The 22787-nt window shown below is 71.0% G+C and carries 21 protein-coding genes and 1 pseudogene; 12 read left to right on the top strand and 10 right to left on the bottom strand.

Features of this window, described 5'->3' with window-relative positions:
• Positions 1–82: 82 nt before the first annotated feature.
• Positions 83–991, top strand: a complete 909-nt coding sequence (locus E1181_RS28455; RefSeq protein WP_235877117.1) for an LCP family protein — start codon at positions 83–85, stop codon at positions 989–991.
• Between the two features lie 74 nt (positions 992–1065).
• Here E1181_RS28455 and E1181_RS28450 read toward each other — a convergent pair whose 3' ends face one another.
• Entirely contained in the window at positions 1066–1845 is a 780-nt protein-coding gene (locus E1181_RS28450; protein ID WP_235877116.1) for a lysozyme, read from the bottom strand.
• Positions 1846–2199: 354 nt separating this feature from the next.
• Between E1181_RS28450 and E1181_RS28445 the strand changes: the two genes are divergently transcribed.
• The 6 genes from E1181_RS28445 to E1181_RS28420 all read left to right on the top strand — a co-directional run bounded on the left by E1181_RS28445 (position 2200) and on the right by E1181_RS28420 (position 9679).
• Positions 2200–3960 (top strand): ABC-ATPase domain-containing protein, encoded by a 1761-nt coding sequence (locus E1181_RS28445; RefSeq protein WP_132679499.1) that lies wholly within the window; start codon positions 2200–2202, stop codon positions 3958–3960.
• Between the two features lie 71 nt (positions 3961–4031).
• On the top strand, positions 4032–4700 hold the full coding sequence (locus tag E1181_RS28440; protein WP_132679498.1) for a phosphoribosyltransferase: 669 nt from the start codon (positions 4032–4034) through the stop codon (positions 4698–4700).
• 269 nt (positions 4701–4969) lie between these two features.
• Positions 4970–5377, top strand: a complete 408-nt coding sequence (locus E1181_RS28435) for a hypothetical protein (RefSeq protein ID WP_132679497.1) — start codon at positions 4970–4972, stop codon at positions 5375–5377.
• 270 nt (positions 5378–5647) lie between these two features.
• Complete coding sequence (locus E1181_RS28430; RefSeq protein WP_132679496.1) at positions 5648–8020, top strand: ATP-dependent Clp protease ATP-binding subunit; 2373 nt, start codon at positions 5648–5650, stop codon at positions 8018–8020.
• A gap of 71 nt (positions 8021–8091) precedes the next feature.
• Positions 8092–9021 (top strand): alpha/beta hydrolase, encoded by a 930-nt coding sequence (locus E1181_RS28425; protein ID WP_132679495.1) that lies wholly within the window; start codon positions 8092–8094, stop codon positions 9019–9021.
• Between the two features lie 187 nt (positions 9022–9208).
• The gene (locus E1181_RS28420; protein ID WP_132679494.1) at positions 9209–9679 is read left to right on the top strand and encodes an STAS domain-containing protein; all 471 of its coding nucleotides are present in this window, start codon (positions 9209–9211) and stop codon (positions 9677–9679) included.
• Between the two features lie 71 nt (positions 9680–9750).
• On the opposite strand, the gene E1181_RS28415 is transcribed toward E1181_RS28420, so the two are convergent.
• The gene (locus E1181_RS28415) at positions 9751–10599 is read right to left on the bottom strand and encodes an alpha/beta fold hydrolase (RefSeq protein WP_235877114.1); all 849 of its coding nucleotides are present in this window, start codon (positions 10597–10599) and stop codon (positions 9751–9753) included.
• Between the two features lie 289 nt (positions 10600–10888).
• On the opposite strand from E1181_RS28415, the gene E1181_RS28410 reads away from it, so the two are divergent.
• Both E1181_RS28410 and E1181_RS28405 read left to right on the top strand, forming a co-directional pair.
• Positions 10889–11464 (top strand): DUF1697 domain-containing protein, encoded by a 576-nt coding sequence (locus E1181_RS28410; protein ID WP_165944773.1) that lies wholly within the window; start codon positions 10889–10891, stop codon positions 11462–11464.
• 269 nt (positions 11465–11733) lie between these two features.
• A complete protein-coding gene (locus E1181_RS28405; RefSeq protein WP_132679492.1) occupies positions 11734–13359 on the top strand; it encodes an ATP-binding cassette domain-containing protein in 1626 nt (541 codons plus the stop codon).
• Here E1181_RS28405 and E1181_RS28400 read toward each other — a convergent pair.
• Together E1181_RS28400 and E1181_RS28395 are read right to left on the bottom strand one after the other, a co-directional pair.
• A pseudogene (locus E1181_RS28400) lies at positions 13356–13766 on the bottom strand (integrase core domain-containing protein); the annotation flags it as partial. The gene E1181_RS28405 and the pseudogene E1181_RS28400 overlap by 4 nt on opposite strands.
• A gap of 24 nt (positions 13767–13790) precedes the next feature.
• The gene (locus E1181_RS28395) at positions 13791–14180 is read right to left on the bottom strand and encodes a cupin domain-containing protein (RefSeq protein ID WP_132679491.1); all 390 of its coding nucleotides are present in this window, start codon (positions 14178–14180) and stop codon (positions 13791–13793) included.
• 52 nt (positions 14181–14232) lie between these two features.
• On the opposite strand from E1181_RS28395, the gene E1181_RS28390 reads away from it, so the two are divergent.
• On the top strand, positions 14233–15198 hold the full coding sequence (locus E1181_RS28390; RefSeq protein WP_132679490.1) for a GlxA family transcriptional regulator: 966 nt from the start codon (positions 14233–14235) through the stop codon (positions 15196–15198).
• 286 nt (positions 15199–15484) lie between these two features.
• Here the strand turns inward: E1181_RS28390 and E1181_RS28385 are convergent, their stop codons facing one another.
• From E1181_RS28385 to E1181_RS28365, 5 genes are read right to left on the bottom strand one after another with little or no spacing between them, the layout of a single operon-like run.
• Positions 15485–16258, bottom strand: coding sequence for an enoyl-CoA hydratase/isomerase family protein (locus E1181_RS28385; protein ID WP_132679489.1), 774 nt, complete (start codon positions 16256–16258; stop codon positions 15485–15487).
• Entirely contained in the window at positions 16248–17741 is a 1494-nt protein-coding gene (locus E1181_RS28380) for a tripartite tricarboxylate transporter permease (protein ID WP_132679488.1), read from the bottom strand. Before E1181_RS28380 ends, E1181_RS28385 begins: the two co-directional genes overlap by 11 nt.
• Positions 17742–17757: 16 nt before the next feature.
• A complete protein-coding gene (locus E1181_RS28375; protein ID WP_235877113.1) occupies positions 17758–18243 on the bottom strand; it encodes a tripartite tricarboxylate transporter TctB family protein in 486 nt (161 codons plus the stop codon).
• On the bottom strand, positions 18240–19202 hold the full coding sequence (locus E1181_RS28370; RefSeq protein WP_235877112.1) for a tripartite tricarboxylate transporter substrate binding protein: 963 nt from the start codon (positions 19200–19202) through the stop codon (positions 18240–18242). The genes E1181_RS28375 and E1181_RS28370 overlap by 4 nt, the downstream gene beginning before the upstream one ends.
• A gap of 35 nt (positions 19203–19237) precedes the next feature.
• Positions 19238–20446 (bottom strand): CaiB/BaiF CoA transferase family protein, encoded by a 1209-nt coding sequence (locus E1181_RS28365; protein WP_268952512.1) that lies wholly within the window; start codon positions 20444–20446, stop codon positions 19238–19240.
• A gap of 154 nt (positions 20447–20600) precedes the next feature.
• Here E1181_RS28365 and E1181_RS28360 point away from each other — a divergent pair, with 154 nt between their 5' ends.
• Positions 20601–21356 (top strand): GntR family transcriptional regulator, encoded by a 756-nt coding sequence (locus E1181_RS28360; protein WP_132679487.1) that lies wholly within the window; start codon positions 20601–20603, stop codon positions 21354–21356.
• Positions 21353–21877 (top strand): gamma carbonic anhydrase family protein, encoded by a 525-nt coding sequence (locus E1181_RS28355; RefSeq protein WP_207922359.1) that lies wholly within the window; start codon positions 21353–21355, stop codon positions 21875–21877. Before E1181_RS28360 ends, E1181_RS28355 begins: the two co-directional genes overlap by 4 nt.
• A gap of 127 nt (positions 21878–22004) precedes the next feature.
• Here the strand turns inward: E1181_RS28355 and E1181_RS28350 are convergent, their stop codons facing one another.
• Positions 22005–22769, bottom strand: a complete 765-nt coding sequence (locus tag E1181_RS28350; RefSeq protein ID WP_207922360.1) for a putative protein N(5)-glutamine methyltransferase — start codon at positions 22767–22769, stop codon at positions 22005–22007.
• Positions 22770–22787 lie beyond the last annotated feature (18 nt).

Raw genomic sequence — 22787 nt, 5'->3', positions numbered from 1 at the left:
ATAGTAGTCGTACCTGTCGCCGCCGCGGCGGCGCAGCAGGCCCCGCTGGGGCAAGCGCATCGGCATCGCGCTGCTGATCGTCGTGGTGCTGCTGGGTGCGCTGGTGTTCTACTTCGACAGCATGCTGCAGCGCACCGCGGCCCTGGACTTCGAAGGCCAGGCGGGCAACTCGGCGGGCAGCAACTGGCTGCTGGTGGGCTCGGACTCCCGCGAAGGGCTCGACGACGCCCGGCGCGAGGAGCTCTCCGCCGGTGATGCCGGTGGGCGCCGCACCGACTCGATGATGCTGGTGCACATCCCCAGCGGCGGTGGGCAGCCGGCGCTGATCAGCCTCCCGCGCGACTCCTACGTCGCCATCCCCGGGCACGGCAAGACCAAGCTCAACTCGGCGTTCTCCTTCGGCGGGCCGCAGCTGCTGGCCCAGACCGTCGAGCAGAACACCGGCGTGCACATCGACCACTACGCCGAGATCGGATTCAGCGGGTTCGCCGACCTGGTCGACGCCGTGGGCGGAGTCGACATGTGCCTGGACAAGCCCATGGACGACCCCATGGCCAACGTCCACCTGCCCCAGGGCTGCCAGGAGCTGGACGGCGCCCAGGCCCTCGGGTTCGTCCGGGCCCGCTACTCCCTGGACGGTGGCGACCTCGAACGCGCCGAGAACCAGCGCAAGCTGCTGGGCGCCCTGGTCGACAAGGGCACCAGCCCCGCCACGCTGATCAACCCGTTCCGGTTGTTCCCGCTGGCCTCCGGGGCGAGCAAGACCTTCCTGGTCAACGACTCCGACCACATCTGGCACCTGATGTCGCTGGCCCTGGCCATGGGCGACGTCAGCGGTGGCCAGGGGGTGACCACCCAGGTGCCCTTCGGGCGCTTCGGGGAGGACTCCGACGGCGGCTCGGTCATCGTCTGGGACAAGGAGAAGGCCAGCCAGATGTTCGAGGCCATCAACAACGACCAGCCCATCCCGCCGGAGCTGCTCGGGCAGTAGAACGCACCGCTGGAACAACGCAGAAGGTGGGCCGTCCCGCGAGAAGGGACGGCCCACCTTGTTGTGTCCGGTGATCAGCCGGCGAAGGCGGCCAGCTGGCCGAAGTCACCGTTGAAGACGTCCTGGCCGCCCGGCAGCGGCCCGGTGTCGGAGTGCTGCCAGAACGAGTGGAAGTTCCAGCCCGCCGGCAGCGGGCCGATCTCCGGGGCGTACCGGGCGATCCACAGCGGGTTGTGCGCCGCGAAGTCCGGGTTGGTGCCCGTGCACTGGTTCCACCACGACGCCGTCGTGTAGATGACCGGAGCCCTGCCCGTGCGCGCCTGGTAGGTGCCCGAGAAATCGGCGATCCAGCGCGACATGCTCACCGGGTCCATCCCGTAGCAGGTCTCGCCGTAGGGGTTGTGCTCGATGTCCAGAACACCGGGAAGCGTGCCCGAGCCCGGCGTCCACGCGCCGCCGTTGTCGACGAAGAAGTTCGCCTGCACCGCGCCGGGCGCGCGGTCGGGCAGCGCGAAGTGGTAGGCGCCGCGCACCATTCCCGCCGCCGCCGCGCCGTGGAACTGCTGGGCGTAGGACGAGCTGCGGAACCCGCTGCCCTCGGTGGCCTTGACGTAGGCGAACCGCGCCCCGTCGGCGTACGCCCGGGGCCAGTCGACCTGCCCCTGGTGACCGCTGACGTCCATGCCCGCCAGCGCACCGGCCGGCACCTGCCCCGAGGTCCGCTCACCGGAGGCCTCGCGGCCCGCGCTGTGGCCGATCCACGCGCCGTGGGTGTCGTTCGGATCCAGGCGGGGTGCGGCGGCCTGCGCCGGGGAGGCAGCCCCGATCAGGGCGGCCACGACGGCCAGTAACACCAGCGAACCCCTGCGGCGGGGCGATGCCGCGCGACACCGGTGACGACCGGACGGTGGGAACATCTCTGGCCTCCTCACTGGACACCGGCACACCCGCCGGGCGGGGTGCCGGTGTGAGAGCGGGCCGGTCGCGGCGGCACACCCGCCGCGGCCTGCCCGGAAGGTCGTTGACGGCTGATCTTGCGGGCGCCCGCAGAGGATAACCCGACGTCAGCACCCGTGCCCGATCACGACGCGCGAATGTTTCGCAGTTTCGGGGGAAACCCGCAGACCACACGGGTCCACAGTGTGTCCACTGTGGCCTGGATCATGGCCGGTTGGAGATTCCGGCGCCGCTGCGGTAGCCCTGTGTGCATGGCACAGCGACACGGCGGCCGGGGCGGGCCCCGGCACAGCGGCCCCCGCACCTCACCGGCCCAGCCCCAGCGCGACCCCACCGCCGCCCGAGGCGACGCGCAGCGGCTGCGCCAGGAACTGGGCGGCATGCACGGCGCCAGCTACGGCCGCTACAAGTCGCTGACCGGCTCCTGGCGATTCGACGGCTTCACCCTGCAGGTCCAGCGCGTCCAACCCGACCCCTACGCCCCGGCCAGCCGCGTGCAGGTCACCGTCGACGCCGACCACGCGGGTCTGCCCGCCGACCTCCACGACAACCCGGTGCGCGCCCGCGCCCTGGCCGGACACCTGGCCCGGCGGCTGCACCGCGCGCTCGACGACAGCAGGCTGCGGGTCGACGCGGGCGGCCAGCAGGTCCTCGACCGCAGCTCCTGCCAGATCCACCAGGGCGCGGTGCGGGTGCGCATGGGCATCGACCTGCCCGGCCGCGGCCGCACCATCGACGGCCGCGCCGCCGAACGCACCCTCTGCGACGAACTGCCCCACGCGGTCGAGACCGCGCTGCGCTGGAGCACCGCCGACCAGCAGCAGGCCCGCGCCTTCGTCGACAGCGTCGAGGACACCCACGCCCTGCGCGAGGCCCTCACCGAACGCGGCTGGGTGGCCTTCGTGGCCGACGGAGCGATCCTGCCGCGCCGCAGCGGCATCGACGAACGCCCCCTGACCAGCGGTGTCGCGTTCTCCTCACCGGAGTCGATGCGCGCCACCGTGCGCCTGCCCCACCGCGGCGAGGTCACCGGCATGGCCGTGCCCGAGGGCATCACCCTCATCGTCGGCGGCGGCTTCCACGGCAAGTCCACGCTGCTGCGCGCCCTGGAGCAGGGCGTCTACGACCACGTTCCCGGGGACGGCCGCGAGCTGGTGGTGGCGCGCGCCGACACCGCCAAGGTCCGCGCCGAGGACGGCAGGCGCGTGCACCGGGTGGACGTCAGCCCGTTCGTTTCGCACCTGCCCACCGGCGCCGACACCCGGGACTTCTCCACCGACAACGCCTCCGGATCGACCTCCCAGGCCGCCGCGATCACCGAGGCCGTCGAGGCCGGATCCGGGGTGCTGCTGGTCGACGAGGACACCGCGGCGACCAACCTGATGATCCGCGACGCCCGCATGCAGGAGCTGGTGGCCAAGGACGCCGAGCCGCTGACGCCGTTCGTCGACCTCATCCGCCCGCTGCGGACCACTCACGGCGTGTCGACGGTGCTGGTCATGGGCGGCTCGGGTGACTACATGGACGTCGCCGACCGGGTGGTGATGATGGACGCCTACCGGGCGCGCGACGTCACCGACCGGGCCCGGCAGCTCGCGCAGGCCCGCCCCACCGGGCGGCACAGCGAAGCCGACGGCTACCCGCCGCTGGGCCACCGGGTGGTCGATCCGCGCTCGATCCCCACCGAACGCCCCAAGATCCGCGCCCGCGGCACCGACGCGCTGACCCTCGGCGAGTCCACGGTGGAGCTGCGCGGGGTGGAGCAGATCGTCGACGCCTCCCAGGTCACCGGTATCGGCCTGGCGCTGGTGAGCTGCGCGCGGCGCGGTGTGCTCGACGGGCGCGCCAGCATCGCCGAGGTGCTCGAGGCGTTGGCCGCCGACATCGCCGAGCGCGGGGTGGCGGCCGTCGACGAGCGGTTCGTGGGTGATTTCGCGGTACCCCGGCCGCTGGAGGTGGCCGCGGCGCTCAACCGGCTGCGGGTGCTGCGGGTGAGCGCGCTGCGGCGGTGACGGCGGTTTGCCCGCACCACCGCGGTGGGCACCCCCAGGGGTGGCCCCGATGTGGTGGGAAGGGGCGCGCGATGCCTCGAACGCGATCCCGGCACTCCGGCGCGACCGGTTACGACGATCGCGCCCACGCCGGTCAGGTGCTGGCCGGGCACCTGCACGGCCTGGACCTGGTCGACCCGGTGGTGTTCGGTCTGGCGCGCGGAGGTGTTCCGGTGGCCGCCGAGGTGGCGCGGGAGCTGGGTGCCCCGCTGCGGGTGTGCGTGGCCCGCAAGATCGGCGCGCCGGGTCAGCCCGAGCTGGCGTTGGGCGCGGTCACCGCGCACGGCCCGCCCGGCTACGACCACGGGCTGGTGCGCTCGTTCGGGCTCGACCTCGACGATCTGGCGGCGGCCTGCGAGCGCGAGCGCGCTGAGGCCGCGCGCCGCGAGCACCTCTACCACGGTGAGCCGGTGGAGCTGGCCGGTCGTGATGCGGTGCTGGTCGACGACGGGCTGGCCACCGGCGCCACCGCGCGGGCGGCGTTGCGGATGCTGGCCGAGGCCGGGCCCCGGCACCTGGTGCTGGCCGTGCCGGTGGGGTCGCCGGAGTCGGTACGGGCGCTGCGCGGTGAGGCCGATGCGGTGGTGTGCGTGCTGCAACCGGTGGGTTTCGCCGCGGTCGGGCAGTTCTACCGGGACTTCGCCGCCACCACCGATGAGGAGATCAACGCGCTGCTGACCGAGCTCGGCGAGCAGCGCTGAGACCGATCACCGTGCGCACCGCAGTAAGTCCGGTGGGTGATCTCGGCTGGTGGCGCCGCGGGCGCGGCGGGGTGATCTCGGCGGGTTCAGCGGGGTCTGAAGATAATGCTTGCGCATCGCCTTCACCACGCCCGGCCGGGACGCGCTAACCTCTCCGCACCTACTCCTGTGCTGCGACAAGCCCGGGATCCGGACAACACGTGCCGGACCGGCCGGGCGCGTGGTGGTCGGGGTGGAGTTGGTACTGGATTCGGGTTGATTGGTTCGCTATGACTGCCGCTGGACATTCCGACCACTCGTCGTCTCAGGCGGGTAAGCACGGCCCGCCGTCGCGTCGCTCGGGCAGACGCGGTGAGGAGGCGGGAGCCGAGTCGGGTTACTCCTCGGAGGTCGCTCGTCAGGTCGGCGAGGCGACCGTGGCGCTGGGCGAGCGGCTGCGCGATCCGGGTGTGGCGCACAGCGTCGAGGAGATCGAGAAGGTCATGCGCGGTTTCTCGCTGACCGTGGAGGGCATGTCGGGTGGCCTGTCGGGGGTCACCGAGTGGCTGCGCGCGGCCGGTCACGTGGGGCCGCTGTCGGGGCACGCCAGCGTGATGTCCGAGCGCCTGTCGCACATCGGCAAGGAGCTGTCGCGGTTGGCCGATGCCATAGAGCAGGCACAACAGCGCGCCAGCTGAGCCGCCGCGCACCCGGGCCCGGGTTGCCGGATTCCTCGTGCCACAATGATCATGCGCGGTGGCGCCGGGTTTCCGGGTGCGAGAAGGGGTCCGTGCGCAGGGGTTTTGCGAGCGGCACCGACGGTGGCGGCGGCATCCCGGTGAGGTGTTCACCGGTCGAGCCACCGTTGTCGCGGGGGTGGGTGGCCGTCCGCTGAGGTTCGACATCGCCTGCCGCATCCGGGTTTTCGGGTCGGCGGGCGATGTTCGTCGTGTGTGGAGGTGGCACGGTTGGATCGCGGCAGTGCCGGAGACTCCTCTGCTGCCTTCGATTCGCTGTTCCGCGACGTGCTCGCCGGTTCCGGTGAGGCGGCCGCGCAGTCGGCGGCGCTGAGCGCGCTGCTCGACGAGCAGGCGCACGAGGTGGTGTCCAAGGCGGTGCGGGCCACCGTGGACTGGGGTTCTCCCGAGTTGGACAGCTCGCACCTTCTGTGGGCGGTCACGCAGGTTCCGGCCACGGCCGAGCTGCTGAGTTCCTCGGGTGTGCGGGTGGGTGAGCTCGCCGAGGCGGTGCGCTCGGCGGTGATCGCCGTGCAGGAACCGCTGTTGCAGGGCTCTCCGGTGCTGTCCTCGGCGGCGCGGCGGGCGCTGCTGGGCGCCTACCGGCAGGCGTTGGCCGAGGGCGCTGATGTGGTGGGTGCGCGGCACGTGGTGCTGGGGCTGGCCGCGGACGCCGATTCGGTGGCCGGCCGTGCGTTGGCGCGAGCCATCGAGCTCGGTGAGGGCGGTGGCGGTCGCAGCGTGCTGAGCTTGACCCCGCGGCTGGACGAGTTCGGGATGGATCTCACCGAGCTGGCGCGGGCGGGCAAGCTGGATCCGGTGGTGGGCCGGGACGCGGTGATCGAGCAGGCCATCGAGGTGCTGGGCAGGCGCTCGAAGAACAACCCGGTGTTCGTGGGTGATCCGGGCGTGGGCAAGACCGCGATCGTGGAGGGCCTGGCGCGGCGGATCGTGGCCGGTGAGGTGCCGTGGTCGCTGGCGGATCTGCGGGTGGTGTCGCTGGATCTGGCGGGCATGGTGGCCGGGGCGAAGTACCGGGGCGAGTTCGAGTCGCGGTTCCGCGACGTGCTCACCGAGATCCGCGCCAACCGCGAGTCGGTGCTGGTGTTCATCGACGAGCTGCACAGCATCGTCGGTGCCGGCGCCGGTGAGGGGTCGATGGACGCGGGCACGATGCTCAAGCCCGCGCTGGCGCGCGGCGAGGTGCGGCTGCTGGGCGCCACCACGGTCGAGGAGTACCGCAAGCACGTCGAGAAGGATCCGGCGCTGGAGCGGCGTTTCGCGCCGATCATGGTCGACGAGCCCAGCGTGGACGAGACCGTGGTGGTGCTGCGGGGTTTGCGGGAGCGCTACCAGCGCCACCACCGGGTGCGCATCGACGAGGCCGCGCTCACAGCCGCCGCGGAGCTGTCCCAGCGCTACATCGCCGACCGGTTCTTGCCGGACAAGGCGGTGGACCTGCTGGATCAGGCGTGCAGCCGGGTGCGGTTGCGGCGGGGCGGGCAGGTGCGCTCGGCGGCGGTGTTCGAGCCGACGGTGGTGGCCGACGACGTCGCCGATGTGGTGGCCTCGCGCACCGGAATCCCGGTGGCCGATGTCAGCGCCGAGGACGTCTCGCGGCTTCTGGGGCTGGAGGAGCAGCTGCAGGCCAAGGTCGTGGGGCAGGACGCGGCGGTGGCGGCGGTGGCCGAGGCGGTGCGGCGGGCCCGGGTGGGGTTGGCCGACCCGGAGCGGCCGATCGGCAACTTCTTGTTCCTGGGGCCCACGGGTGTGGGCAAGACCGAGCTGGCTCGGGCGTTGGCGCAGGCGCTGTTCGGGGATGCGGGCCGGTTGCTGCGGTTGGACATGGGGGAGTTCCAGGAGAAGCACTCGGTGTCGCGGCTGATCGGTGCCCCGCCCGGGTATGTGGGCTACGGGGAGTCGGGGCAGTTGACCGACCGGGTGCGCCGCCAGCCGTACTCGGTGGTGCTGCTCGACGAGGTCGAGAAGGCGCATCCGGATGTGTTCAACACGTTGCTGCAGGTGCTGGACGCGGGGCGGTTGACCGATTCGCAGGGCCGGTTGGTGGATTTCCGCAACGTCGTGGTCATCATGACCTCCAACCTGGGGGCCGATCGGATCCTGGATTCGGGTGGTGACGCGGCGGCGTCGGCGGTGGTGGTGCTGGAGGAGCTGCGGGGTTTCTTCCGCCCGGAGTTCATCAACCGCATCGACGACGTCGTGGTGTTCCGGCCGCTGGGCCTCGAGCAGCTGCGCCGCATCGGGGGTTTGCTGCTGGAGCGCACCCGGGCGCAGCTGGCCGACAAGGGGATGCGGTTGTCGGTCACCGATGCGGGGTTGGACTGGCTGGTCGAGCGCGGCCATCAGCCGGAGTTCGGTGCCCGCCCGTTGCGGCGGGTGATCTCCCGGGAGCTGGACAACCGGTTGGCGCGGATGGTGCTGGGCGGTGAGGCCGGTGCCGGTGATGAGATCACCGTGGACGCCGTCGACGGCGAGTTGCGGTTGTCGGTGGGCCAGGTGTGGCGGCCGGTGGCCGGGGGAAGGCATGCCGCGCCCGGCGAGAACTCGCCACTTCCGGCCCAGAGGTCGGGTGCGTTCGGGTGATCGTCTTCCCAGACGGGTTCGATCTTGACATGGTGGGCTCTTGATCGTTTCCGGCGTGGAGGTGGTGGCGGGTGCGGGTCAGCGGGCAGCCGTACGTGGTGATGCGGGATCTGAGCTACGCGCCCCGGGTCGGCAACGCTCACCGCATGGACCTGTACCTGCCGCCGGAGGCCACCGGGGTGTGCCCGGTGGTGGTGTGGTCGGCGGGCTCGGCGTGGTTGGCCGACAACGGCAACACCGGCGGTGAGCGGGTCGCGCGGGCATTGTGCGGGCGGGGTTTCGCGGTGGCGGCGGTGGCGGTGCGTTCCAGCGGGCAGGCCCGCTTCCCGGCGCAGGTGCACGACGGCAAGGCGGCGGTGCGCTGGTTGCGCGCCAACGCCGCCCGCTACGGCCTGGACCCCGATCGCATCGCGGTGATGGGCAATTCCTCGGGCGGCTGGCTGGCCAGCATGCTGGGTGCCACCGCGGGTGTGGTGGCGTTGGAGGGCGATCTGGGGCCGACGTCGGTGTCCAGCGAGGTGCAGGCGGTGGTTGACCTGTACGGGCCGACGGATTTCCTGCTGATGGACGGGCACATGCCCGAGGGCGCGGTGGAGCGGTTCAACCAGATCACTGGTGGCAGTCGCGGCCATGATGATGCCGTCTCGCCGGAGTCGCGGTTGATCGGCGCGGAGATCCAGACCGTGCCGGGCCGGGTCGCCGAGGCCGATCCGTCGCGGTGGGTGCGCCGGGGCGGCCCGCCGTGGTTGATCCTGCACGGCACGGCCGATCCGCTGGTGCCCTTCCACCAGAGCGAGCTGCTGCTGTCGGCGTTGGAGCGCGCCGGGGTGCCTTCGACGTTGTACGAGATGAGCGGCCGGGTGCACGAGCACGACTACCTCGACGAGGCGCGTGATTTCACGCCGCGGCGGGTGCGGCACGCCGCCGGGGGTTCGGTGGCGGGTCAGGCTCCGGCGACGTGGGCGCTCATCGCTGATTTCCTCGACGCCGCCCTGCGCTGACACACCCCGAATTTCACACGAAAGTGGCAGTGCTTGTTGCGGGGTGGTCACGGCTCCTACGGTGGGTGCAGCGGTTTCGCCCGGTCGTCGCCGCGCCAGCTGGTCGGTGATCGTCCCAGCGCACAGGCGGTTCGACGCGGAGCGCGCGAGTTCGCACCACCGGCCCGTCCAGTACGAAGGGGGTAGCGTGATCGTCTCCAGGTCCTTGCCCGCACAGGCATCCCACGGCTCGGGCGGCATCATCGCGCCCCGCTCCGCCAGCGACGCCAACCCCAGCGGAGGCGCGTCGCGTTCGGCGTTACGGGTCCGCGTGCAGTGGCCCGAACCGGGCGTGGTGGTGGTCAGCGTCGGCGGTGAGATCGACATGGCCAGCCTGCCGCGCATCACCGAGGTCGTGCGCCAGCGCCTGACCGCCGCCCGCCTGCACACCGCGATCGTGGACCTCGAACAGGTCGGATTCGCCTCCAGCGCGGTGCTGGAGCTGCTGATGCTGGCCTACAACGCCGCCGGCCGCCGCGAAGCGCAGCTGCTGGTGGTGCCCGGTCGCGGGCGGGTGAGCAGGTTGCTGGAGCTGACCGGCCTGTCGGCGTTGTTCGAACAGGCCCCGACCGTCGACGACGCCCTGGCCCGAGCGCGCCAGCAGGCCATGGACTCCTGAAGCTGTCCCGAGTTCGTCTCACCGAGGGATGGACACCCGTGCGGACCAGCCGCGGCCCGAGAGCCGCCTGATTAGCTCGCCGTGTGCGCGAGCAGCTCGTCTGCGACGGCCGGGACGGCGTGGGACGGGAGCCAGTGCCCGATGTGATCGAGCCGGACGAGACGAGCGTCCGGGATCTCGGCGGCGAGCGCCTCACCGTTGCCGATCGGGAAGAACGGATCGTCCTCACCGTGCAGCACGAGCGTCGGCGCGATGATCTCGCCGAGCCGTTCGCGCCAGCGCGAGCCGTGGTCGGCGAAGGCGATGTTGGTCGTCGCGGACTTGACGTCGGTGGTCCGGGCGACCACGGCGTCGGCGTGCGCACGCGCGGAGGCCTCGTCGAACGAGCCCGCTCCGGCGAACGTCCTGGCCTGCAGCACCAGGTGCTCGACCACGGCTCGCTCGTCCGACCAGTCCGGCTCCGGGGTGTTCATGATTACCTCCATGAGCGCCTCGGCATGCCCGGGTAGGTCATCATCGACCGGGCCGGGGGCATTCGGCCGGCTGGCGATGAGCGTGAGCGTCGCAGCCCGTCCGGGGTGGCCGAGAGCCAGTCGCTGGGCGATCCAGCCCCCGGTCGACATACCGGCGACATGGGCGCCCTCGGTCGAGGTCGCGTCGAGCACGCCGACCGCGTCGTCGACGAGGTCGGCGAGGGCGTAGCCGGGCTCGCCCGGCGGATACGACTCCGATCGGCCGGTGTCACGGACGTCGTATCGGATCACCCGCCGTCCGCCGGCCACGAGCCGCTCGCACAGTTCGTTGGACCAGTTCAACATCGACGACCCGACGAGCAGCACGGTCGGGTCGTCCGCGTCACCCTGCACCTCCACGCAGCTCGACGCTCCGTTGATCATCACCCTGCGCTCGCCCACTGGCATGAGCCTCTCCTTCCCGATACGCCGCGCTTGACGTCGTGAAGGTTCGACTCCGCGGGCCGATCGAACTCATCGGAGGACGAGCGCCCCAGGGACGATCATCGGCCACGCCCGCTGCTCCACCGGCGAGAAAGACCTCACCGCCCAGCGCCGGCGCATGCACGCACCGGCGAGTACAGCACCGACCTCGCCGAACTGTTCTCCGCCGGTAGAGCCACCGTCTACCGCGTCTCCGCCTCAACCAAGACTCGGTGACGGCATTCGCCTGTTGTGCGGCTCAGGACGGCGTCGGGTGTCCGAAGCCCAGTGGGCGCTGTCGGGGCGCGGTGGCAGGATCTTCGGGGTGAGCACCTTCGTGGCGCTGCTGCGCGCGGTCAACCTCGGTTCGCACGCCCGGCTGCCGATGGCCCGGTTGCGGGAGATGCTCGGCGAGCTGGGCTGGCAGCAGCCCCGCACCTACTTGCAGAGCGGCAACGCGGTGTTCACCGCGCCCCTGGCGGCCGACGAGGTGGCGGTGTCGTTGCGGGAGAAGCTGTCCGCCGACGGCCTGGACACCGAGGTGATGATCCGCCCCGGCGACCACCTGCGAGCGCTGGCGGCCGCGGGGCATCCCTTCGCCGCGCCGGGAGTGGAGCACCCGAAGCTGCAGGTCGCCTTCCCGCTGCACCCGGTCGATGCCCGGCGGGTGGCGGCCATGCCCGTTCCCGGGGGCGAAGCCGCGCGCGCCGCCGACGGGGAGGTGTTCCTGCACTACCCCGACGGCGTGGGCCGCTCGAAGCTGACCACCGCGCACCTGCAACGCCACCTGGGCACCCCGGTGACGTGCCGGAACTGGAAGACCGTGTGCGCTCTGGCGCAGATGTGCTGAGAAAATCGCGCGCGCCACGCCCCGGGGTACCGGTAGCATCGTCGTCGTCCTGCCGCCGGCGAGAGAGGTGCCTGTTGCTCATCTGAGGTCCGCGATCACCACGCGAGAACACCCGCACCAACCCCTGAGAAGGGTTGTCGTCGCCGGTGGGCGTGGAAGCGACCTCGATGACCGGGACACCCCGCTGGTGGCTGCCCTGACGGATCATCGCCGCGTGGTGCTCGCCGCACATGCATCCCACCCGTTGCCCGGCGAAGGCGAGATCCTCCATGTCAACACCCACCCCCGCCTCGGTGACCTGCACCGAGATGTCGTTCACCTGGCCCGACGGGACCCAGGTGTTCTCCGGTGTCACCGCCGGTTTCCCCACCGGCGTCACCGGGCTCATCGGCGGCAACGGCAGCGGCAAGTCCACGCTGCTGCGCCTGCTGACCGGCCGGTTGACCCCCACCTCCGGTGTCCTCAGCGTGCCGGGCACGCCCGCGTACCTGCCGCAGACCATCACCAGCCACCTCGACGTGCGCGTGGATGAAGCCCTCGGCATCGACGGCACGCTGCGGGCGCTGGCCGCGGTCGAATCCGGTGAGGTCACCCAGCAGCACCTGGACACCATCGGGCAGGACTGGGACGTCGAACAACGCGCCCACGCCCTGCTGGCCACCCTCGGGCTCGACGGGCTGGCCCTGGACCGGCGCGTCGCCGAGCTCTCCGGCGGCCAGACCGTCCTGCTGCACCTGGCCGCGCTGCTGCTGGCCCGCCCCGAGGTGCTGCTGCTGGACGAACCCACCAACAACCTCGACCGAGCGGCCCGCCACCGCCTGCGGGAGGCGGTGCGCGGCTGGCGCCACGGGGTGCTCATCGTGGTCTCCCACGACCGCGAACTGCTCGACGACGTCGACCGCATCGCCGAACTGCGCTCAGGCGAGATCAGCTTCCACGGCGGCGGGTACTCGGCCTACGAGCAGGCCGTGGCCACCGCGCAGGCCGCCGCCGAACGCGACCTGCGCGCCGCCGAGGCCGACGAGCGCCGCCAGCAGCGGGAACTGGCCGAGACCCAGGTCAAGGTGGCCCGCCGCAAGCGGCACGGCGCCAAGTCGGGGGAGAACATGCCCAAGATCCTCGCCGGTGCCCGGCAACGCGCCGCGCAGGAATCCGCGGGCAAGCTCACCGGGATCCAGCAGGAACGCCTGCAGGCCGCCCGCGAGAAACGCCGCCAGGCCGAGCAAGCGCTGCGCAGCGACGATCAGATCCGCCTGGAGCTGCCCGCCACCCGCGTGCCGGCTGGTCGGGACGTGGCGCGGCTGCGGGAAGTGGTGCTGCCGCACACCGGGGCGCTGCTGGATCTGGACGTGCACGGGCCGCAGCGCATCGCGCTGCTGGGCGGCAACGGCACCGGCAAGACCACCCTGCTGCGGCTGCTGGCCGCAACCGCCGAGCCGCAGGCGGGTGAGGTGCGGGTTCCGGTGACCGCCCGGCTCGTGCCGCAACGCCTCGACGTCCTCGACCCGGAGTTGAGCGTGGCCGCCAACCTCGCCCAGGCCGCTCCGGCGCTGACCGACAACCAGGTGCGCGCGCAGCTGGCGCGGCTGCTGTTCACCGGGGCCCGCGCCGACCAACCGGCGGGCACCCTCTCCGGTGGGGAAGCGCTGCGGGCGAGCCTGGCCGCGGTGCTGCTGGCCGAACCCGCGCCGCAGCTGCTCATGCTCGACGAACCCACCAACAACCTCGACCTCGACAGCAGCGCGCACCTGGCCGCCGCGCTGCGCGCCTTCCAGGGCGCGCTGATCGTGGCCGGTCACGACATGGCGTTCCTGCGCGAGATCAACCCGACCCGCTGGTTGCTGCTGAGCGACACCCTCACCGAGATCACCGCGGAGGACGCCGCGCAGCTCTAGGTGCAGGAGGCCACGACGTTGCTGACGCCGTGGCGCAGTCGTGAGGAGGGAGGTTCTCCGTCGGCGGCGCTGTGGGGTCGGTGGTAGTTGTCGTGGATGTTCCAGACACCGAGCGCTTCGCGGCGTTGGTCTTCGGAGTTCCGTTCGCGGGAGTAGGGAACCTCCTCGGCGATGATCCGGTCGTAGCGCTCTGCTTTGCCGTTGTGGCGAGGTGTGCACGGGGTGATCCGCTGGTGCCGCGAGCCCAGTAGAGCCCTGGCGAAGGCTTCGGCGCGGTAGCAGGCCCCGTTGTCGGTGACAATCCGCTCGATGCGGGTGATGCCGTGTGCGACGAACCAGGCACGGGCCCTGTGCATGAACCCGATAGCGGTGCCGACCTTCTCATCCGGAAGTGCCTCGGTGCAGGCGTCCTGACGCCGATACTGCCTAGGTCACACCTGGATCCCCGTTGTTGAGTTGATGTGGTCAGGAACGTCTCCCTCGTAGTCGCCGGTGCTGAGCGTTCCGGCTGGTTCGAGCAGCATCACGCTCGCGCCTTCTGGCGACTCTGGGCAGTGTTCGATGCCGCGCGGGACGACGAAGACATCGTGGCGTTCGAGGTGAACTGCGGTCTCAGTTCCGGACTCTCGGAGGTGGATGTCGAGACTGCCGTCGAGAACGATGAACAGCTCGTCGGTGTCAGGGTGGGAGTGCCAGACGAAACTGCCCTCGACCTTGGCCAGACGGACATCGTCATCGTTGACTCGGGTAAGGATCCGTGGACTCCAGCGCTCCTGGAAGGATGCCAGGACGGTGTCGACGTTCGTAGGTCGGTTCGTCATGCTCCGATCTTCGAACTTGTGCCCCTCGTCCCAACAGTGCAAGGAATAGCATATGTCGCAAGGTTCCTCGCACCTTCACTCCGTGGTCGCCCTGGTCGACGATGGCTCGAACCCGTTCGAGTTGGCGTGCCTGACCGAAGTCCTCGGCATCGACAGGCCCGAGGTCGGCGGGCTGCTTTACGACTTTCAGATGTGCGCACGGGAGTCGAAGGTGTCGATGCGGCAGAGCTTCTTCGTGATGACCGATATCGCCAGCCTGTCGGCCCTGGAACAGGCGGACACGGTGATCGTCCCGAACCGTCCCAACACGACCGCGCCCCACCACCCCGATGTCCTCCATGCGATCGCGCATGCGTACGACCGTGGAGCACGAATGATCGGGATGTGCAGCGGAGCGTTCACCCTCGCCGAAGCAGGCTTACTGGACGGGCGCCGTGTCACGGTGCACTGGCAGTGGGCTGAGGAGTTTCGAGCTCGATATCCACGCGTCCGGGTCGATGACGCCGTCCTCTTCGTCGACGATGGCGACATCCTCACCTCGGCCGGCAGCGCAGCCGCCCTCGACCTCGCACTCCACGTCGTACGCCGCGACCACGGCGCTGAGATCGGCGCGTGCGTCGCGCGCCGGCTCGTGTTCCCAGGTCACCGCCCCGGTGGGCAACGGCAATTCATCGAACGTCCTCTCCCCAAGGAGGCAGAGAGCCCGCTCGCGGTTGCGCTCGCCTGGGCTGAGCAGCGGGCGACCGAGCCCATCACGGTCGCCGATATCGCCGCGCGGGCCGCAATGAGCCCGGCGACCCTCCACCGACGCTTCCGCAACGAGCTCGGCTGCACCCCGAACCAATGGCTCACCGCGGTCCGCGTCGAGCACGCTCGCCGACTTCTCGAACAGACCGAGCTCGCCATCGACCAGATCGCACACCAAAGCGGCCTCGGGACAGCCGCCAATCTCCGCGATCGCCTGGCCACCCACACGGGCCTGACACCAACCGCCTACCGACGCACCTTCATGGCGTGATTGGCCCAGGTGCCGCAAGACCACAACCGTCATGAACGTCCTGGCCAGCAACAGCTAGACCCTGTGTGAAAATCCGGCGGAGCCGCATTGTCAGGTGTGGGACTCAGCTTGCACCGCGGCAGGTTCTTCAGCGGTTTCGTGGCGAGCACGCCGCGACGCCGGTGTCCCCCCGGGGTAAGCGGAAGACATCAGGAGCGGCGCACGGAGTCCAGGGAGCCGCTGCGCTTTCCCCTTCCGGGGTTTCTGCTACCCGCACCGCCAAGCAAAAACAAGTCATCAACAGTTCCTAGTGGCCGCTCCAGGTGTGCGAGGTCTTGTCCAGGAACGCCCGCACACCGCTGCGGAAGTCCTGGCTGCCGAACACGGTGCGCACCAGGTCGTCCCCGTCGGGCATGGTCGCCAGCCGCAACCGGCGCACCGCCTCCTTGGAGGCCCACATGGTCAGCGGCGCGTGCTGCACCAGCCGGGAGGTCATGGTGTCCACGACCTCGTCGAGCTCGCCGAGATCGCACAGCTCGGTGACGAACCCGGCGTCGTGGGCTTCTTCGGCGGTGAACATGCGGGCGCGCAGCAGCATGTCCTTGGCGCGGGAGGGGCCGAGGTGGAACACGAGCATGGAGTAGGTGTTCATGGCCAGGCAGTTGCCCAGGGTGCGCGCCACCGGCACCCCGAAGCGGCCGGTGGTGGTCGACACCCGCAGGTCGCAGGCGGCGGCCAGGGCGATGCCCGCGCCGACGCAGTAGCCGGAGATCGCCGCCACCGTGGGCACCGACGCGGCCTCCAGGCGCCCGAAGACCTCCTCCATGCGCTGCTCGTAGGCCACCCCGTCCTCGCCGCTGGTGAACTCGGCGAACTGGGCGATGTCGGTGCCGGCCACGAACGCCTCCTGACCGGCGCCGCGCAGCACCATCACCCGGATGTCGGGGTCGGTTTCGGCGCGTTCGATGGCGGCCACCAGCCCGTCGTACATGGTCCAGCTCATGGCGTTGCGCTGGGCGGGGCGGTTGAACGTCACCCGCAGCACGGGCCCGTCGGCGGCCACCAGCAGTTCATCGGACATCGGCGTGTTCCTTCCTTCCCGCCCGGTGGCGGGCCAGCAGTGGTGCGGTGAGCATGGCTGCGGCGATCAGCAGGATCACCACGGCGATGGGCTGGGTGGCCAGCAGCCACATGTTGCCGTCGAAGATCGCCGAGGACTGCACCAGCGCCTTCTCCAGCAGAGCGCCGATGACCACGCCCACCACCAGCGGCGCCATCGGCAGGTCGAGGCGTTTCATGCCGTAGCCGACGAACCCGAAGAGCAGCACGAGCACGACGGAGAAGAAGTTGTTGTCGATGGCGAACGCACCGACGAAGCTGGTCACCAGGATCAGCGGGTAGAGCAGCCCGTAGGGCACGCGCAGCAGCTGGGCGAACACCGGCGCCAGGGGCAGGTTGAGCACCAGCAGGATGACGTTGCCGATGAAGAACGACACCAGCAGGCCCCACACGAGGTCGGGTTGCTCGGTGAACAGCAGCGGACCGGGCTGGATGCCGTAGACGGTCAGCGCACCCAGCAGCACCGCGGTGGTGGCGCCACCGGGGATGCCTAGTGTCAGGGTGGGGATGAAGTTGGCGTTGGCGGCGGCGTTGTTGGCGCTCTCCGGCGCCGCGACGCCCTGGATGGCGCCGCGGCCGAAGTTCTCCCGGTTGCGCGAGACCCGCTTCTCCAGCCCGTAGGCCAGGAACGACGCCAGGGTCGACCCGGCACCGGGCAGGGTGCCCAGGGCGAAACCGATGAGGCTGCCGCGCCCGATGGCCCCGGCCGAATCGCGGATGTCGGACCGGCGGATCACCAGATCCCGGAAACCCGCCCTGATCGGACGCGCCCCTCCGACCCGGATCTGGTGCAGCACCTCACCGACGGCGAACAACCCGATGACGACCTCCACGTAGGGGATGCCCGAGAGCAGGTTGATGCTGCCGAAGGTGTAGCGCGCCTGACCGGTTCCGGCGTCGATGCCCACGCACGCGATGAGCACCCCGACGCAGGCCATGGCCGCCGCGCGCAGCGTCGACCCGGTGGTCAGCACCACCATGGTCACCAGCGCCAGCACCATCACCGCGAGGTTCTCCGGTGGCCCGAACCGCAGCGCGACCTGCGCGATCGGCGGCGCCAGCGCGGCCAGCAGGATCAGCGAGAGGATCGCCGCGGCGAACGAGCCGATGGCCGCGATCGCCAGCGCCGCACCGGCCCGGCCCTGCCGCGCCATCTGATAACCGTCCAACGTGGTCACCACGCTGGCGGCCTCGCCCGGTGTCGACAGCAGCACCGAGGTGATCGTCCCGCCGTACTGGGCGCCGTAGTAGATCCCGGCCAACAGGATCAGCGCGGTGACCGGCTCCACGGTCAGCGTCAGCGGAATCAGGATCGCCACGCCGGTCGCCGAGCCCATGCCGGGCAGCAGCCCGATCACGGTGCCCAGCACGACCCCGGCGAAGCACCACAGCAAGTTCGTCGGCGTCAACGCCGTCGAGACACCCAGCAGCAGGTTCTCCCACACCCCGACCCACCCCCTTCTAGAACCCGAAGATCCCGGTCGGCAGCGGCACGGCCAGCAGCACAGCGAAGACCACCCACACCCCACCGGCCACCGCCACCGAGAACGCCACCGCCGGAAGGACACGACGGCCTTCCAGCCACGTGGAGATCACCAGCACCAGCCCGCCGAACGCGCACACCATGCCCACCACCGGCACCGCCAGCACGGTCACCGGCAGCAGCACGAACACCCGCCGCAGGATCCACGCCCGCTGCCCGGCCGTGCGCCCGAAATCATCGGTGCCCGACTGGACCTCACCCGCCGAAACCGGCTGGGACAACTGGCGGCGCAGCAACACCGCGGCCAGCACCGCCAGCAGCCCACCGGCCACCATCGGCACGAAACCCGGACCGATCCGACCCTGCTCGCCGAAGACCCCGTAGACCGGGGCCGAGAACGCGAACCCCGCGCCCAGCACCACCAGACCGATCAGCATCCACACCTGCGCGCGATCACCGCTCATCGGCTCACCACCTGCTCCAGCTCGCCCTGCGCCCCGGCCAGATACGCCCCGAACTCCTCACCGAAGGCGGGCCGGGCTTGCAGGAACTCCGAGGCCACGTACTCGCGGTAGGCGGGGGAGTCGGCGAAGCGCCGCGCCGCCTGCACCCAGAACTCCCGCGCCCGCGGGTTGAGCTCGCCCGGGGCGATCACCCCGCGGAACTGCGCGAACACCACGTCGACTCCCTGCTCCACCGACGTAGGGATGCCGGCGAGTTCGGGATAGGTGTAGCGCTGGTCGGCGAACACGCACAGCGCCTTGAGCTCCCCGGCGCGCAGCTGACCGATCACCTCGCTGGGGTTCAGCGACGCCAGCTCCACCTGACCGCCCAGCACCGCTGCCATCGACTCCCCGCCGCCCTCGTAGGGCACGGTGTCGAGATCGGCACCGGTGGTGGCGCGGATCTGGGAGAACACCACCGCATCCGGCCCCATCGCGCCGGAGATCGCCGCCAGCACCCTGCGGTGGCGGGCCTGCTCGACGGCATCGGCGCAGCTGCTGATGGGGGAGTCGGGACGGGCCACCAGCAGCGTGAAGTCCTCACCGACCTTGAAGATCGGGGTGAACGAGCGGTGCGAGAACGCCACCTCCACCGACGCCGGCAGCGACAGCAACGAGGTCTCGGTGGCCAGCAGGTACTGCGGGGAACCCGTTTTGCCCAGCAGGTAGGAGTAGCCGACCGCGCCCTGCCCGCCCTCGCGGTTGTCCACGCTGATGTTCAAGCCCGGCGTGACCGACACCAGCCCGTCGGCCACCGCCCGCCCGGCGATGTCGCTGCCGCCTCCGGCGGCGAAGGGCACCACCATCGTCACCGGGCCCACCGGTCGATCCGCGCCCGCCGCGTCATCGGTCCCGGACGCGCCACCGCACCCAGCGCACACCGCTGCGGCCACCGCCATGATCAGGGCTAACGCACGCATCGCTCCTCCTCGAGCTCGCGTCGCGAAAAGTGGTGTCAGAGCTCGGCGATGACTCCCGCCCGCGCCAAGCCTGCGATCTCGTCCGCGCCCACGCCCAGCTCGGCGAGGACCTCACCGGTGTGCTCACCCAGAACCGGCCCCGCCGAGCGCCGCTGCGGCGGGGTGTCGGACAGCCGCATGGGCGAGCCGATCTGGCGCACCGCGCCCAGCTGCGGATGCGGCGCGTCCCAGAAGAACCCGCGCCCGGTCAGGTGCTCGTCGGTGAACACCTGCGCGGTCTCGGCGATCGGGGCGCACGGAACCCCGGCGTCCACCAGCGCCTCCACGATCCCGGCGGTGGTCCACCGGGTCGTTTCCCGCTCGATCGCGGCGATCAGCTCGTCGCGGTGGTGGTAGCGGTCGTAGGAGGAGCCGTAGCGCTCGTCGTCGAGCAGCTCGGCCAGCCCCAGCGCGCGGCAGAACGCAGGCCAGGTCTTCGGTGTGGTGGCCCCGACCGTCACCCACCCGTCCTTGCTGCGCACCGCCTGGTACGGGGCGCTGTTCTGATGCGCCGAACCGTGCTTGCGGCCGCTGTCACCGGTGGCGAAGAACGTCCCCGCCTCCCACACCGCCAGCGACGCACCGGCTTCGAACAACGACACGTCGGCGACCTGGCCGCGCCCGGTGTGCTCGCGGGCCCGCAAACCCGCCATCGCGCTCATCGCCGCGTACAGCCCGCACACCAGGTCGCACACCGGCACGCCGACCTTCACCGGGGCACCACCTTCCTCGCCGGTGATGCTCATCAGCCCGGCGCGGGCCTGGGCCATGATGTCCAAACCGGGCTGGGCGGCCAACGGCCCGTCCTGGCCCCACCCGGACACCGCGACGTAGACCAGCCGCGGGAACCGCTCCCGCACCACCTCGGGCCCGAACCCCAGTGCTTCCAGCGCGCCGGGACGCAGGTTCTCGATGAGCACATCAGCGGTGGCCAGGAGCCTGTCGAGCACGCTTTTGCCCTCGTCGGTCTTCAAATCCACCGCCAGCGAACGCTTGTTGCGGTTGAGCCGGACGAAAGGGGAGGAGTGCTCCTGCAGGAACGGCCCGGTCTGGCGCACCGGGTCACCGCCCGCCGGGTTCTCCACCTTCACCACGTCGGCACCGAGATCGGCCAGCTGCATCGCCGCGTAGGGCGCTGCCATGAACGCACCGATCTCCACCACGCGCACACCAGCCAGCGGAGCTGACTCTGATCGGGTACTCACTCCACGCCTCCCACCACGCCGGGCGACACGGCGGCTACCGTGATCGGCATCACCTGACTTTTGTCTACAGCAGGCAGATCGTGGCTGACAAGCTCGGCGGACCAGGTTGCTCCACCCGAGGCAATAGGATCACGCCGAGCACCGAAGGAGACTCGTGACCGGATCCGCGGACAACACCACCAGCGCCCCGCACATCGTCGGGCCGCCCAGCCTCGTCGAACTCGCCGCCGCCACCCTGCGCCGCATGATCGTCGGAGGCGACCTGCTGTGCGGGCAGCGCATCGTGGAGAACCGGCTCACCGGTCAGCTCGGCATCTCCCGACCACCCCTGCGCGAAGCCCTGCGCGTCCTGGAACGCGAAGGCCTCGTCCGCCAGGTGCCCCGCAAAGGCGTGATCGTCACCCCGCTGACGCTGCACGACATCTACGAGATCTGCACCCTGCGCGCCGAATTCGAACGCCTGGCCATCCGCCTGGGCGTCCCGGTCACCGACCCCGCCCGCCGCGCCCGCTGCCAGCAGGCCCTGCAGGCCATGACCGACGCCGCCCGCACCGGAGACCGACCCGCCTACCTCGAGCGCTCCTTCGAGTTCCACGTCTCGGTGGTCGGCCTGTCCGGACACGCCCGCCTCGAAGAGGCCTACCGCTCGCTGCAGCTCCAGCTGATGCTGTCCATGGCGCTCAACCGCCGCGCCCGCGAGGAGCACGAAACCCTCGACGGCGACGTCGCCCGCCACACCCACCTGCTGGAGATCATCGACACCGGAGACCCCCAGGCCGTCCTCGACGAACTGGCCACCCACGGCGACCGCAGCTTCCTCGACGGCATCGAGGACACAGTGGACGGACACACCGACGTCGCGCTGGCCTGGCTGGCCCAGCAGCGCACCAGCCGAAAGGAAACCCGTTGAACGACCCGCTGACCGTGACCGTCGACGACATCACCCCCGAGATCGACCCCGCCGCCTTCATCGCCCCCGGCACCAGCCTCATCGGCCGCGTCACCATCGGCCCCCGCGCCAGCATCTGGTACGGCTCGGTGCTGCGCGGCGACCAGGAGACCATCACCATCGGCGAGGCCACCAACATCCAGGACGGCAGCGTCATCCACGCCGACCCCGGATTCCCCGCCGACATCCACCCCGAGGTCACCGTCGGCCACCGCGCCGTCCTGCACGGCTGCACCGTGGAAACCGGCAGCCTCATCGGCATGGGCGCGGTCGTGCTCAACGGCGCCCGCATCGGCGCCGGCTCCCTGGTCGCCGCCGGAGCCGTCGTCCTCGAAGGCACCGACATCCCACCCGGATCCCTGGTCGCCGGAACCCCCGGCAAGGTCCGCCGCGAGCTCACCGACGACGAACAAGCCGCCCTCAAGCTCTCCGTCGAGCAATACCTCAACCTCGCAGCCAAACACCGCAACGCCCTCAGCTGAGCGACACCAGATCGCCCCCAGCGGCCCTGCACGCAGACCGCCACCCGAGGGCTCGCCTCAACGCGAGCAGGACCGCTGGGGCAGCAGCCCACCCGCCACGAACGGGGAGCTGGGAGACCACATACCGCTAACCCCAACGCCCCAACACGACCGTGGCGTCGAGCTCGTCGCAGCGCGACACCCTCGCCTCCAGGCCGGCCGCGCTCATCAGACACGCGGTGCGATCGGCCTGCTCCCGGGAGGTCTCCACCAGCAGCACACCGCCCGGGCCCAGCCAGCTCGGTGCCTGGGCGATCACCCGCGCCTGCACCGACAGGCCGTCGGCCCCACCGTCCAGGGCGGTGCGGGGTTCGTGGTCGCGGGCCTCCGGAGGCATCAGGGCCACCGCGTCGCTGGGAACGTAGGGGGCGTTGGCGGTGATCACCCGCACCCGCCCCGCCAACTCGCGGGGGAGAGGGGCGAACAGATCCCCCGTGACCACGTGCCCGCCCGGCAGGTTCAGTTCCGCGCAGGCCGTCGCGCGCTCGTCGACGTCGCACGCCCACACCACCGCGTCCGGGCGCTCGGCGTGCACGGCGGCGGCCACCGCACCCGAACCGCAGCACACGTCCACCACCACAGCACTAGAACCGATGCCGTCCACGGCGAGCTCGACGAGGTGTTCGGTGCGACGCCGCGGCACGAACACCCCTGGCGCCACAGCGATCCGCACACCCCGGAACCACGCCCACCCCAGCACCTGCTCCAACGGCAACCCCGACACCCGAGCGGCCAGCATCCGCTCCAACCGCACCGGGTCATCACCGGCCTCGCCCAGCAGCAGCTCCGCCTCGTCCTCGGCGAACACGCAGCCCGCCGCCCGCAGACGACCGCTCACCTCATCCCGCAACACACCCACGCCCCCTGACCC

This window comes from Saccharopolyspora terrae (genome assembly GCF_004348435.1).
Lineage (GTDB): Bacteria > Actinomycetota > Actinomycetes > Mycobacteriales > Pseudonocardiaceae > Saccharopolyspora > Saccharopolyspora endophytica.
The sequence above is the reverse complement of the archived record's forward strand: the minus strand, read 5'-3'. Positions and strand labels throughout refer to the sequence as shown.